14 protein-coding genes and 1 rRNA gene are annotated in these 12,694 nt (G+C 38.3%); 13 read left to right on the top strand and 2 right to left on the bottom strand.

The window, feature by feature from the left end; translation table 11 throughout:
- The first annotated feature begins 206 nt into the window (after positions 1–206).
- Positions 207–321: ribosomal RNA gene (gene rrf, locus B7E07_RS00635) — 5S ribosomal RNA — on the top strand.
- Positions 322–421: 100 nt separating this feature from the next.
- Here the strand turns inward: rrf and B7E07_RS00630 are convergent.
- Positions 422–583 carry a sigma factor G inhibitor Gin gene (locus B7E07_RS00630; RefSeq protein ID WP_306807535.1) on the bottom strand — a complete coding sequence of 54 codons (162 nt, stop codon included), beginning with the start codon at positions 581–583 and terminating at the stop codon, positions 422–424.
- Positions 584–850: 267 nt separating this feature from the next.
- On the opposite strand from B7E07_RS00630, the gene B7E07_RS00625 reads away from it, so the two are divergent.
- The 10 genes from B7E07_RS00625 to rsmI all read left to right on the top strand — a co-directional run bounded on the left by B7E07_RS00625 (position 851) and on the right by rsmI (position 8,094).
- Complete coding sequence (locus B7E07_RS00625) at positions 851–2,287, top strand: aminotransferase class I/II-fold pyridoxal phosphate-dependent enzyme (RefSeq protein ID WP_080843534.1); 1,437 nt, start codon at positions 851–853, stop codon at positions 2,285–2,287.
- 21 nt (positions 2,288–2,308) lie between these two features.
- Entirely contained in the window at positions 2,309–2,944 is a 636-nt protein-coding gene (gene tmk, locus B7E07_RS00620; RefSeq protein WP_080843535.1) for a dTMP kinase, read from the top strand.
- Positions 2,945–3,031: 87 nt separating this feature from the next.
- The gene (locus B7E07_RS00615; protein ID WP_066441809.1) at positions 3,032–3,361 is read left to right on the top strand and encodes a cyclic-di-AMP receptor; all 330 of its coding nucleotides are present in this window, start codon (positions 3,032–3,034) and stop codon (positions 3,359–3,361) included.
- Positions 3,362–3,384: 23 nt separating this feature from the next.
- On the top strand, positions 3,385–3,825 hold the full coding sequence (locus tag B7E07_RS00610; protein WP_080843536.1) for a YaaR family protein: 441 nt from the start codon (positions 3,385–3,387) through the stop codon (positions 3,823–3,825).
- Between the two features lie 13 nt (positions 3,826–3,838).
- Positions 3,839–4,846 (top strand): DNA polymerase III subunit delta', encoded by a 1,008-nt coding sequence (gene holB, locus B7E07_RS00605; protein WP_080843537.1) that lies wholly within the window; start codon positions 3,839–3,841, stop codon positions 4,844–4,846.
- Positions 4,839–5,669 carry a PSP1 domain-containing protein gene (locus B7E07_RS00600; RefSeq protein ID WP_066441806.1) on the top strand — a complete coding sequence of 277 codons (831 nt, stop codon included), beginning with the start codon at positions 4,839–4,841 and terminating at the stop codon, positions 5,667–5,669. The genes holB and B7E07_RS00600 overlap by 8 nt, the downstream gene beginning before the upstream one ends.
- Positions 5,670–5,682: 13 nt before the next feature.
- The gene (gene yabA / locus B7E07_RS00595) at positions 5,683–6,060 is read left to right on the top strand and encodes a DNA replication initiation control protein YabA (RefSeq protein ID WP_080843538.1); all 378 of its coding nucleotides are present in this window, start codon (positions 5,683–5,685) and stop codon (positions 6,058–6,060) included.
- Between the two features lie 117 nt (positions 6,061–6,177).
- Complete coding sequence (locus B7E07_RS00590; RefSeq protein WP_080843539.1) at positions 6,178–6,921, top strand: tRNA1(Val) (adenine(37)-N6)-methyltransferase; 744 nt, start codon at positions 6,178–6,180, stop codon at positions 6,919–6,921.
- Positions 6,908–7,174, top strand: a complete 267-nt coding sequence (locus tag B7E07_RS00585) for a GIY-YIG nuclease family protein (protein ID WP_080843540.1) — start codon at positions 6,908–6,910, stop codon at positions 7,172–7,174. Before B7E07_RS00590 ends, B7E07_RS00585 begins: the two co-directional genes overlap by 14 nt.
- Before the next feature lie 41 nt (positions 7,175–7,215).
- Positions 7,216–8,094, top strand: a complete 879-nt coding sequence (gene rsmI / locus B7E07_RS00580) for a 16S rRNA (cytidine(1402)-2'-O)-methyltransferase (RefSeq protein ID WP_080843588.1) — start codon at positions 7,216–7,218, stop codon at positions 8,092–8,094.
- 57 nt (positions 8,095–8,151) lie between these two features.
- Here rsmI and B7E07_RS00575 read toward each other — a convergent pair whose 3' ends face one another.
- Complete coding sequence (locus B7E07_RS00575; protein ID WP_080843541.1) at positions 8,152–8,436, bottom strand: AbrB/MazE/SpoVT family DNA-binding domain-containing protein; 285 nt, start codon at positions 8,434–8,436, stop codon at positions 8,152–8,154.
- A gap of 734 nt (positions 8,437–9,170) precedes the next feature.
- Here B7E07_RS00575 and metG point away from each other — a divergent pair.
- Positions 9,171–11,138 (top strand): methionine--tRNA ligase, encoded by a 1,968-nt coding sequence (metG, locus tag B7E07_RS00570; RefSeq protein ID WP_080843542.1) that lies wholly within the window; start codon positions 9,171–9,173, stop codon positions 11,136–11,138.
- Positions 11,139–11,524: 386 nt separating this feature from the next.
- Positions 11,525–12,292: a TatD family hydrolase gene (locus B7E07_RS00565; RefSeq protein ID WP_080843543.1), complete on the top strand. Its 768-nt coding sequence runs from the start codon at positions 11,525–11,527 to the stop codon at positions 12,290–12,292.
- The last annotated feature ends 402 nt before the right edge of the window (positions 12,293–12,694 follow it).

Below are 12,694 nucleotides of genomic sequence, written 5' to 3'. Positions count from 1 at the left end.
ACTATTAACATTTTAAATGAATAATTTTTCAACTGAAATGATTTTTAAATATGTAAGCTTGCTCAACTTATCTTTTTACCAAACCGTGAGGGAAGCGAGAAGCGAACAGGTCGAGGAATCGAGTGAGGAAAGGCCGGAGCGTACGTAGTTGGTACGTGAGGACCTTGACGAGTGAGATGACGAAGAGATGTGAAGGTTATCGATTTCCGAACAATGATAGCGAGAAGGTCACACCCGTCCATCCCGAACACGGAAGTTAAGCTTCTCAGCGTCAATGGTAGTTAGGGGCTGTCCCCTTGTGAGAGTAGGACGCTGCCGGGCAACATGGAAAAGCACATCTGTATAGATGTGCTTTTTTGGTGTATTAAAAGAAACTGCAGAACTGACTTGATAATAAATTTGAATAGCGATTATATAGCCCCTAAGACAATATTTGAGGAGTCGTTACTTTTTTTAATTTAGATAAGTAATGATTATATTTTGGATGACTTGTATCAGTCGAAATTAACTCTCTTTCACATTCCGTACAAATAAATGAAGTGTATAAATGTATTCCCCTTACTTTTGCTTGATCACAAATCACGCATATCTTATGATCTTTGCTAGCTAATAGTGTATCCAATTACTCCACCTCCATACACTAATTCTGCCCAAATCCGTTTATTTGAATACAATTTTTAGAAAATTCACAAGCTAAAAATGTATACAATTACATTGTATGTTGGAACCCATTATTCGTTGTATGTCTAACTCAATTATTATAATTAACCTTTGTATTTCTCCTCTTTTAATGAGTGTTTTGTTAGAATAGAGAATAGATCAATTAGATATTAAATTCCGGAGTGTTTGAATGGATCAGAATAGATGCCCCATATATGAAACGTTATTAAATCATATAAAGAAGAAGCCGATTTCATATCATGTGCCTGGACATAAGAATGGAATCCTTGTACAAGAGATGAGTTGGAATAATCACTTTTCACATATTTTAAAGCTTGATGTTACTGAGTTGAATGGACTTGATGATCTGCATTCTCCAGAAGGAATGATTAAAGAGGCGGAGCAGCTGCTCACTGATTTTTACAGGACGAAGCAGAGTTACTTCTTAGTTAATGGTTCCACTGTCGGTAATTTGGCAATGATCTTGGCTGTACTTAAAGAGGATGATGAAGTGCTTGTGCAAAGAAATTGCCATAAGTCAGTTTTGAATGGAATTTCCTTGGCCAATGCACGACCAGTATTTTTACAGCCCGATTTTCATGAAGATTGGGGAGTAGCAGGAGGCATATCCTCCTCGGTCGTCGAGGAGGCACTTTCTCTTTATCCACATGCAAAAGCCATCATCCTTACCTATCCTAATTATTATGGGATGATCAATGATTTAGAGTCCATAATAGAGGTAGCACATCAAAGGAATATTCCTGTTCTAATTGATGAAGCACATGGGGCCCATTTTGCTGCTGGCAATCACTTTCCGCCATCAGCAGTAAAGCTGAAGGCAGATGCTGTCGTTCAGTCTGCTCATAAAACGCTTCCAGCTATGACAATGGGTGCTTATTTACACATTAATAGTGACAGGATTGATAAAGGATCTATCCGAAAATACTTAAGTATTTTACAGTCGAGCAGTCCTTCCTATCCACTTATGGCTTCTCTCGACTTAGCGAGGCATTATATAGCTTCTTTTACAAAAGAGGATGAACAATATACGTTAGAGAAGATTGCATCCTTCAGATCGGAGCTTATGACTATAAAAGGGATCAGACTGCTGCAATTCCAAGATGGCAAGGGAGATCCATTAAAAATAACCATTCAATCGGAAACAGCTTTAAGCGGTTTTGAGCTACAAGAGCAGCTTGAAAAAAAGGGAGTATTTACAGAATTAGCTGACCCCTATAATGTATTATTTGTTTTTCCCCTGCTGAAACAGAGAACAGAATTTCCTATGGAAAAAACAGTTCAGTTAGTAAAAGAGGCTGTCTCTTCATTTGAAATGATACATGTAAAGGCAGAAAAACCTAAAGTTCATAAAGCTGCAGTTTCAGAATTAACATTGAACGAACAACAAATGAAAAGGATGCATTCAGCCGAAGTTCCTTTATCAATGGCTGTTGGTCAAATAAGTGCTGAAATGGTTATCCCATATCCGCCAGGAATCCCTTTATTGTACCCTGGTGAGAAGATTACTGAGGATGATATCAGCCTCTTAAGATTGCTGTTGAAGAAAGGCGCAAGATTTCAGCAAGGAGAGAATGTAATAAAAGGATTTATTAGTATATATAAATAAGAAACATCTGGGGGTTACTAAATGGAAAAGGGAATTTTTATAACAGCTGAAGGACCAGAGGGTGCAGGAAAGACAACAGTCATTACCATGCTGGCTGAGAGCTTGAAAGCAGACGGATATCAAATCATGTATACACGCGAGCCTGGTGGGATCGAAATTGCAGAGCAGATCAGAAGCGTTATATTAGATACGAATAATACAAGCATGGATGCACGGACGGAAGCCCTTTTGTATGCGGCAGCAAGAAGGCAGCATTTAGTTGAAAAAGTCATACCTGCGATGGAAAAAGGATATATCATTCTATGTGACCGTTTTATTGATAGCTCTCTTGCTTACCAAGGGTACGCAAGAGGTCTTGGCATGGAAAATGTGCTAACAATAAATCAGTTTGCGATTGAAAACATGATGCCATCTTTAACATTATATTTTGATGTGGATTCAGAGACAGGTCTTGAGCGAATAAATCGTCATAAAGAAAGAGAAGTAAATCGACTGGATTTAGAAACTCTTCAATTTCATCATCAGGTTAGGGAAGGCTATCAAAAGCTTGTACAAGCGTATCCAGAAAGAATTCAGGTGATTGATGCAGGCAAGGCTCTTGAAGAGGTATATAAAGAAGCCAAAAAAGCAGTTATTAAAAAAATATCTGCTCAGTAATACATTCTTTTTTTTACCAGCTCTTTTACATGAACAAATAATTGCTATAATAAGATAAAGTGATAAGAAATGAAGGGGGAGTGCAAGGTGAAGCTCATATTAGCTGTAATTCAAGATCAGGACAGTAATAAACTAATGAATGCATTGGTGGATAATAATTTTAGAGCCACGAAACTCGCAAGCACCGGAGGTTTCTTAAAATCTGGAAATACAACGTTTATGATTGGGACAGAAGATATTCGAGTAGACCGTGCATTACAGATCATAAAAGATAATTGCCAATCAAGGGAACAATTAGTTGCCCCAGTATCTCCAATGGGAGGGCATGCTGATTCCTACATCCCTTATCCGGTCGAGGTAGAGGTAGGCGGAGCTACCGTGTTTGTACTGCCAGTAGAACAGTTTCACCATTTCTAAAATAGGTGAATCGGGGGTAAATAATGAAAATCAATCAAGAAATGCGCTTGAATTTAGATAAATCAAGACGAGATCATAGCCAGCCAGTTACATCTTCTTCTACATTTAATGAACTTGTTCAGAAGCAAGGGCAAAAAATGCAATTTTCTCAGCTTCAAGCCTTAATGAAGGATATTGATCTGGCAGGTGAGAGGCTGGGAAGATCGAGAAATTTCAAAGATATGGCTAAATTTAAGACGTTAGTCAAAAATTTTGTTAAAGAAGCAGTTGACTATGGGATGGATTTGAAGCAATCGCATAGCTGGAATGAGATGGGGCAAGGAAGAACACTAAAAATTGTAGAAACCATCGATAAAGAGCTTGCCCAGCTTACTGAAGAAGCGCTGAACAAAGAAGGAAAGTCAATTGATCTTCTCGGGAAGATTGGAGAGATTAAAGGACTGCTCATTAATTTATATATGTAAGAGAGTGATTTTTTTGGCACAATCGTGGGATCAATTACAAGAAATACAGCCTGTTGTCTTAAAAATGTTCAAGAATAGCCTAAATAAGAATCGGCTGGCCCACGCTTATTTATTTGAAGGAATGAAAGGGACAGGAAAAAGGGAAGCCGGACTGCTGCTGGCTAAGAGCATATTTTGTCTGCAGCCACAAGATGCATATATTCCTTGCGAGCAATGTTTAAATTGCAAGAGAATCTCGGCTGGCAACCACCCTGATGTTCATATGATTGAGCCGGATGGCCTATCCATTAAGAAACATCAGATTCAGGAACTGCAAGAGGAATTTTCGAAAACAGGTGTAGAATCAAAAAAGAAGGTTTATCTAATAGCGGGTGCCGACAAAATGACTGTAAATGCTGCAAATAGCTTACTGAAGTTTCTAGAGGAACCGCATGCGGAAACAACCGCCATCCTGTTAACAGAACAAATGCAGCAGATGCTGCCTACCATTTTATCACGATGTCAAATTGTGACCTTCAAACCATTATCTCCTTTAAAAGTTGTGGATCAGCTTGTAGAACATGGGGTTGATCCACTGTTAGCGCCTTTGCTTGCGCAAATGACAAATAATTTGGAAGAAGCTTTGGCATTAAGTGGAGATGATTGGTTTGTACAAGCAAGAAAAATAGTGTTAAAATTATATGAAGCACTAAGAAAAAACCCTCTTGAAGCCATGGTCGCTCTTCAGGAGAGCTGGTTTTTACACTTTAAAGAAAAAGAACAGTGTGATAGAGGTTTAGACTTACTACTTCTTTTATTAAGAGATTTATTATATATTCAGCTTGGCAAGTGGAAGCAGGTCGTTTTTCTAAGTGAAAAACAGCGTATAGAAATGTTTGCGCTGCAATCATCAAGCAAAAGGCTGACTGAGCAGATGAGTGCCGTGTTAGAAGCAAAGAGAAAATTGCACGCAAATATGAACACACAGCTCCTTATGGAACAGCTAGTGTTAAAAATGCAGGAGGGATCTACATTTGTATGATGTAACAGGAGTTCGCTTTAAAAAAGCGGGCAAAATCTATTATTTCGATCCCGGAGAGCTTCCTATACAAAAGGATGACTATGTCATTGTCGAGACGGTAAGAGGTGTCGAATATGGCAAGGTGGTTATTGCTCCTAAAAAGGTCGATGAGCATGATGTTGTACTGCCCTTAAAGAAGGTCCTCCGTATAGCTGATCAAAAGGATCAAATGATTGTTGAAGAGAATAAACAGGCAGCTGCCGAAGCATATGAGGTTTGCTGTGAAAAAGTAAGCACCCATCAACTAGATATGAAGCTAGTGGATGTAGAATATACATTTGACCGCAATAAAGTGATTTTTTATTTTACAGCAGACGGAAGAGTCGATTTCCGTGAGCTTGTAAAGGATCTTGCGGCTATTTTTAGAACAAGAATTGAATTAAGACAAATTGGTGTACGTGATGAGGCAAAAATGCTGGGTGGTATTGGTCCATGTGGAAGAATGCTTTGCTGTTCCACATTTTTAGGCGACTTTGATCCTGTATCCATTAAAATGGCGAAAGATCAAAATCTGTCTCTAAATCCTACGAAAATATCTGGACTTTGCGGCCGTTTAATGTGCTGTTTAAAATATGAAAATGATGAATATGAAGCAGCAAAAGAACAGCTGCCGGATATTGGTGAATGGATTGAAACACCTGAAGGTCATGGAAAAGTAGTAGGTTTAAACATTCTTGAACGAATTCTGCAAGTAGATGTTAAGGAGCAGGAACGCGTCCTTGAATTTACACTCGAAGAAATTACGAAACAACAAGGTGCTGTATCGGCTCAATCCACAGATTAATGAGGTGGAATGCTTGGATAAAAAAGAGATATTTGATTCAGTCATTAATATGGAAACGCAAATTGGCCAGTTGTATCAGCAGCTTGGAGAGCTAAAACAGCATTTGGCAGAAATATTAGAAGAAAACAATGCACTAAAATTAGAAAACGAGCATTTACGCCGCCATATGAACAGCACTGCTGCCACGAAAGATACATCTCAGAGGAAAGAAGAAAAGAACGAACCTGAGACAGAGGCAGAGAAACTGGATAAGCTATTGGATGTCGGTGAAGGCTATGATAATCTTGCAAGACTTTATCAAGAAGGCTTTCACATCTGTAATCTTCATTTTGGCAGTCCGAGAAAAGAAGGAGATTGTCTATTTTGCCTGTCTTTTCTTAATAAAAAGTAGTGTGATTACCTTCCTGTTATTAGGAAGGTTTTTTTTACAACTGGCCTTTACATATAGTTAGGCTCTTAAACATCAAAGTTTACAAAAATAGCCTAGTTAAAACCTGGAGGATTTAAAATGGAATTTTTAAAAGGTGATGAGCGCCTTGATTATCTGCTTGCAGAGAATCTAAGGATCATTCAGAGTCCATCTGTATTTTCTTTTTCCCTAGATGCAGTATTGCTGTCCCGTTTTGTTTATGTACCGATCCAAAAAGGCAATCTTATTGATTTATGCAGCGGGAATGGGGTTGTGCCCCTTTTTTTAAGTGCGAGAACAAAGGGGACGATTACTGGAGTTGAAATTCAAGAGCGACTATATGATATGGCGGTAAGAAGTATAAAATATAACGAATTGGAGCATCGCCTGCATATGATTCATGGAGATTTAAAAGACATGCCATCTGAGCTTGGGTATGGGAAATATGATGTGGTGACATGCAATCCGCCATATTTCCCGACTCCTTCTAGTGAAGAGATAAACGAAAATGAACATCTTGCTATTGCCCGGCATGAAATCCATTGTACACTGGAAGATACAATTAAAGTGTCCAGCCAGTTAGTACGGCAAGGCGGTAAAGTTGCCTTTGTACACAGACCTGGCAGACTGATGGATATCATAACGCATATGAGAGCCTATCAGCTTGAACCAAAGCGAATCCGTTTTGTATACCCGAAATTAGGCAAGGAAGCCAATACCTTATTAATTGAAGCAATCAAGCATGGCAAACCAGATCTCAAAATCCTGCCTCCTTTAATCGTTTATGATCAAAATAATGAATACACGGCAGAGGTGCGTGAACTATTATATGGAGACAACTAGCCATTACTTCTATGTTCTGCATTGCCGGGATGGAAGTCTATATGCTGGATATACAAACGACTTAGCAAGAAGAGTAAAACAGCATAATGAAGGAAAAGGGGCCAAGTACACAAGAGGAAGAGGCCCTGTAGAGCTTGTCTTTTCACAGACATTTAATAATCAGGGAGATGCTTTGAGGGCAGAATATCAATTTAAGCAGCTTTCACGGCAAAAAAAGCTTCATTTTATAAAGCAAACTGCGCCTATTTTGTGAACGGTGAAGGCGCTTATACATAATAGAAGACGGGTGAGATGATGCAACAGCAAAAAAGCTTTCATAATGAAGAACAGAAAGGCATCCTTTATTTAGTTCCAACACCAATCGGCAATTTAGAGGATATGACGTATAGAGCAGTCCGAATCATGAAAGAAGCTAATTTTATTGCAGCAGAGGATACAAGGAATACCAAAAAGCTTTGCAGCCATTTTGAAATGACGACGCCGCTGATTAGCTATCATGAACATAATAAAGAAGCGAGCGGGCACAAAATTGTGGAAAAACTCAAGGAAGGCATGAAGATTGCTCTTGTCAGTGATGCGGGAATGCCTGCCATTTCCGACCCAGGTTATGAATTAGTGGCAGCTGCATTGGAAGAGAATATTACAGTTGTTCCATTGCCCGGTGCAAACGCTGCTCTTACCGCACTGATCGCTTCAGGTATTACCACACAGCCTTTTTACTTTTACGGCTTTTTAGACCGTCAGAAAAAGGTAAAACGAAAGCAGCTGAGTGAACTGTCTAATATGGAGTCAACGCTAATTTTTTATGAGGCACCACACAGATTGAAGGAAACACTGCTAATCATGGAAGAACAGTTAGGAAATCGGCAAGTAGTTTTATGCCGTGAGCTAACAAAAAAATATGAAGAATTTATAAGAGGAAGCTTGTCAGAAGCCGTACACTGGGCCAAAACAGAAGAGATTCGCGGTGAATTCTGTGTAATTGTTGAAGGCGGTTTGCCTGAGGAAAGTAATCATTCTGCCTGGTGGGAGCAGCTGACAGTAGTGGAGCATGTAGAACACTATATAAATATGAAGGAACTGGCAGCAAAGGAGGCCATAAAGCACACAGCTTTAGATCGGCAGATGCCCAAAAGGGATGTTTACCAAGCTTATCATGTTGAGAATGATTAATGGGGAACGAACATAATACAAAAAAAGCTTCTCAATAAGTTGAGAAGCTTTTTAATATTATTTAGATGTTTCAAAGTTGTTTTGGATTTCTTGTAGAAGCTGCTCTGCACCTTCACGGCTTAAAATTAATTTACCGCCAGCTAAAGCAAGATTATCATCAGAAACTTCACCAGTTACCTGGCAAGTCATGTTAGGTTTATATTTTTTAAGAATGATTTTTTCATCATCTACATAAATTTCAAGAGCATCTTTCTCTGCAATTCCTAGTGTGCGACGCAATTCAATCGGAATTACCACGCGGCCAAGCTCATCAACTTTACGAACAATACCTGTAGATTTCATTATTGTTTCTCCTCTCAAATCTCCAATTAATTTATGTCTATCTCTCTATGTTTCGTCATTATTCGACAAAATTCTCTATATTTATATGATACCAGCCATTACCATATTCGTCAATTACTTTATAATATTTTTATGTGGAAAATTTAGTTAGTAGATTGAAGGCTGATATAGAGCGAATTTCATAAAAAAAATCTTGAATTAAGTATATATTTTTTCTTGATTATTATCAATTGAATAGTTTTAATTAAGAGTATTTTTTACTTGATTCGACAAAATTCTACATATTTAATGTAGTGTGTCGACAAAGCTCTTTTAGTCGATTAAATGAAGAGGGAGATATCGGGTAAGATCATAACGTTTACAATAGGATCTTTCCTTGCACAATTTCTTATTTTTAGGTATATTTTGTTGATATAAGAGGTAATGCTGACGAGTGTAATAATAAAAATATTTTGTTCTGCGATCGGCAAAATAATCTGGCCGGGTTTAAGCGTTAAATGGGTCAGTTATCCATAGTTTGACTTAACCAGAGCAAGCTCTTGCTGTTCATTAAGCTTGCACTGATCAATAGAATATGGAAGTTCCTTAATCCCGTCTTTTCGGACGGGATTTTTTTGAAAAATGAAATGGAATTATATAAAAGACAAACTCGTCAGGCTGCAGCCAAATACAAAGTTTTTGTTTCCCAGTATAACAGGGCTGAACGAACTTATTATTTATAGGAGGTAATAGGAATGGAAGAAAAATTAAAGACGTTTTATTTAACAACGCCGATTTACTATCCAAGCGGAAATCTACATATAGGGCACGCCTATACTACTGTTGCAGGTGATGCAATGGCTCGTTACAAGCGCTTACGCGGTTTCGATGTTATGTATTTAACGGGGACCGATGAACATGGTCAAAAAATTCAAGAGAAAGCAGAAGAGAAAGGTGTTACTCCGCAAGCATATGTGGATGAAATCGTAGCTGGTATTCAATCACTTTGGGAAAAGCTAGACATTTCTTATGATGATTTTATTCGAACTACACAAGATCGCCATAAGCAAATTGTTGAGAAAATCTTCACACAGCTTTTAGAGCAAGGTGACATTTACCTGGGAGAATACGAGGGATGGTATTGTACGCCATGTGAATCTTATTTCACTGAACGTCAGCTTGAAGATGGAAAATGCCCTGACTGCGGCAGAGATGTTCATAAAGTGAAGGAAGAGTCTTACTTTTTTAAAGTAAGCAAATATGCTGATCGCCTGCTGAAGTATTATGAGGAAAACCCAAGCTTTATTCAGCCTGAATCACGTAAGAACGAAATGATTAATAATTTTATTAAACCTGGTCTGGAGGACTTGGCTGTATCCAGAACAACATTTGACTGGGGCGTAAAAGTGCCGGAAAATCCTAAGCATGTTGTATATGTATGGATTGATGCTCTTTCAAACTATATTACAGCACTAGGCTATGGAACAGATGATGACCGGAAATATTTAAACTATTGGCCGGCAGATGTTCATTTAGTTGGAAAGGAAATTGTCCGCTTCCATACGATTTATTGGCCGATTATGCTGATGGCTTTGGATGTACCACTGCCTAAGAAGGTGTTTGCACACGGATGGCTATTGATGAAGGACGGAAAAATGTCTAAATCAAAAGGAAATGTAGTAGACCCGGTAACGCTAATCGACCGGTATGGTTTAGATGCACTTCGCTACTACTTGCTTCGCGAAGTTCCGTTTGGAGCAGATGGTGTATTCACACCTGAAGGCTTTGTTGAGAGAATTAATTTCGATTTAGCCAATGATTTAGGAAATCTCCTTAACCGTACGGTTGCGATGATTAATAAATACTTTGATGGAATCATCCCATCTTATAATGGGTCGAATGGGGAGTTCGATCAGCTTCTTCTTCAAATAAATGAAGAAACAGTTGAAAAGTACGAAGCAGCAATGGAAAAAATGGAGTTTTCTGTAGCCTTAACAGCACTATGGCAGCTTGTCAGCAGGACAAATAAATACATCGATGAAACCAAACCATGGGCACTGGCAAAAGAAGAAGACAAGAAAGATGAATTAGGAAACGTAATGTATCATCTTGCTGAATCCTTAAGAAGAATTGCAGTCCTTCTTCAGCCATTCCTTACACAAACACCGGTTAAAATCTTTAATCAGCTGAATGTTAACAGCCCAGAACTGACATCTTGGGAAAGTTTGGACCAGTTTGGAAAAATTTCATCTGGAACGAAGGTTGAGAAGGGAGAACCAATTTTCCCTCGTTTAGAGCTGGATGAGGAAGTTGGTTATATTAAAGAAAAAATGCAAGGAAGCACTCCTGCTCCTGAAGCGAAGAAGCCTCAAGAGAAAACGGAGGAAAAGCCGGACAGCGAAGAAATTAACATTGATGATTTTATGAAGGTTGATTTACGGGTTGCCCAGGTTATTCAAGCGGAGCCTGTTAAAAAGGCAGATAAGCTTCTAAAGCTCCAGCTTGATTTAGGGTATGAAAAACGTCAAGTTGTCTCAGGTATTGCTCAATTTTACAAACCAGAAGATTTAGTTGGCCGAAAAGTTGTTTGTGTAACAAATTTGAAGCCAGTTAAATTACGCGGTGAATTGTCGGAAGGAATGATCCTTGCCGGCAGCAAAGATGGAGAGCTTTCTCTTGCAACCATTGCCGAATCATTGCCGCTAGGAGCTCGGGTGAAATAAATCTGTTTTTATAAGGGACATAGAAGTGCCGCGGACTTTATTGCAGGCGCTTCTATGTTTTCTTTACAGTTATAGGAGAATTTCATCATATATTGAGCGCTAAGAGTCTCGATGGATTGTGAAAATTTGATTGTTACAAAAAATAAATTTTTGAATATACAGCTGAATACAAAATGGATCATATATCCAGAAATGATTTTTTGGAATATTATCTTTAGTAGTATTAATAAATTCATTCTGATTATATTTCTTATTATTAGATGGATTGAAAATAAAAGAGAAACTTAATAAGAGAAAAAAATGTATACTACTATAGTAAAAATAGCTGTTATGCAACTGAAACATTTGTTATAGAAATTAAAAATATGACAATAAGGGGTATTCTGATGTTTTTTGATACACATGTACATTTAAATGCTGAACAATTCGAAGAGGACATTCAAGAGGTAATTGACCGAGCGCTTGAAGAGGGTGTCACCAATATGGTCGTTGTTGGTTTTGACCGGCCTACTATTACGAAGGCAATGGAGCTTGTAGAGAAATATGATTTTTTATATGCAAGTGTCGGCTGGCATCCTGTTGATGCGATTGACATGACAGATGAAGATCTGCAATGGATCGAAGAGCTTTCTTCACATCCAAAAGTGGTTGCTTTAGGAGAGATGGGACTCGATTATCATTGGGATAAATCGCCAAAGGAAATTCAAAAGGAAGTGTTTCGCAAGCAAATTCGTCTTGCTAAAAAAGTGGGTCTGCCAATCGTCATTCATAACCGTGAGGCAACAGCGGATATTGTGGCTATTTTAAAAGAAGAAGGGGCAGCGGAAGTGGGAGGCATTATGCATTGCTTTAGCGGAAGTGCTGAAACAGCGCAAGAATGTGTGGAAATGAACTTCCTTATTTCATTAGGCGGACCTGTAACATTTAAAAATGCCAAGAAACCAAAGGAAGTCGCAGATGTTATACCATTAGAAAAATTATTGATTGAAACGGATTGCCCTTTCTTAGCACCGCACCCGTTTCGAGGAAAACGTAATGAACCAAGCTATGTCACTCTTGTCGCACAGCAAATTGCTGAAATTAAAGACATTCCCGTTCAAGAGGTTGCGAAGGCTACAACTGACAATGCAAAAAAATTATTCGGCATAAACTGATAGCAAATACTGTCGGCTTTTGGATAAGCTTGTCCGATTTTTTTCTAATTCTAAAAAGTTCTACATGTCTTATCGTCAACATAGGATAACCATGTCGATAACTCTCTCTTTTCTTTCTCCTTCTTTTTTTGCATAATAGGATATACGTTATCAGGCAAGTTTGTAAATTTAGGGATATAGGCGTTGATCGTAACTAAGATTCATGATTTGGAGGTGAAAATGGAGGAGTCACTTTGCTGATTTTTGCTTTCGAACTTTGGAGAGGAGGATCCAAAACGGTCTTCTATACCTATTTTTAAGAAAGACGATCTTTTCCTTTAAAAATCTAGTTCGAACGCCCAAACCTTTCAAACTGGAAAAGAGAAAGAGTTGACAGCCTGAAAGATTGTCTATATAATCACT

Source organism: Cytobacillus gottheilii (assembly GCF_900166665.1).
In the GTDB taxonomy this organism is placed as follows: Bacteria; Bacillota; Bacilli; order Bacillales; family Cytobacillaceae; genus Cytobacillus; species Cytobacillus gottheilii_A.
The sequence above is the reverse complement of the archived record's forward strand: the minus strand, read 5'-3'. Positions and strand labels throughout refer to the sequence as shown.

Coding starts and splice junctions, on each gene's coding strand:
- B7E07_RS00625 (WP_080843534.1), top strand. CDS start 851: ATGGATCAGAATAGATGCCCCATATATGAAACGTTATTAAATCATATA.
- tmk (WP_080843535.1), top strand. CDS start 2,309: ATGGAAAAGGGAATTTTTATAACAGCTGAAGGACCAGAGGGTGCAGGA.
- B7E07_RS00610 (WP_080843536.1), top strand. CDS start 3,385: ATGAAAATCAATCAAGAAATGCGCTTGAATTTAGATAAATCAAGACGA.
- B7E07_RS00590 (WP_080843539.1), top strand. CDS start 6,178: ATGGAATTTTTAAAAGGTGATGAGCGCCTTGATTATCTGCTTGCAGAG.
- B7E07_RS00585 (WP_080843540.1), top strand. CDS start 6,908: ATGGAGACAACTAGCCATTACTTCTATGTTCTGCATTGCCGGGATGGA.
- rsmI (WP_080843588.1), top strand. CDS start 7,216: ATGCAACAGCAAAAAAGCTTTCATAATGAAGAACAGAAAGGCATCCTT.
- B7E07_RS00575 (WP_080843541.1), bottom strand. CDS start 8,436: ATGAAATCTACAGGTATTGTTCGTAAAGTTGATGAGCTTGGCCGCGTG.
- metG (WP_080843542.1), top strand. CDS start 9,171: ATGGAAGAAAAATTAAAGACGTTTTATTTAACAACGCCGATTTACTAT.
- B7E07_RS00565 (WP_080843543.1), top strand. CDS start 11,525: ATGTTTTTTGATACACATGTACATTTAAATGCTGAACAATTCGAAGAG.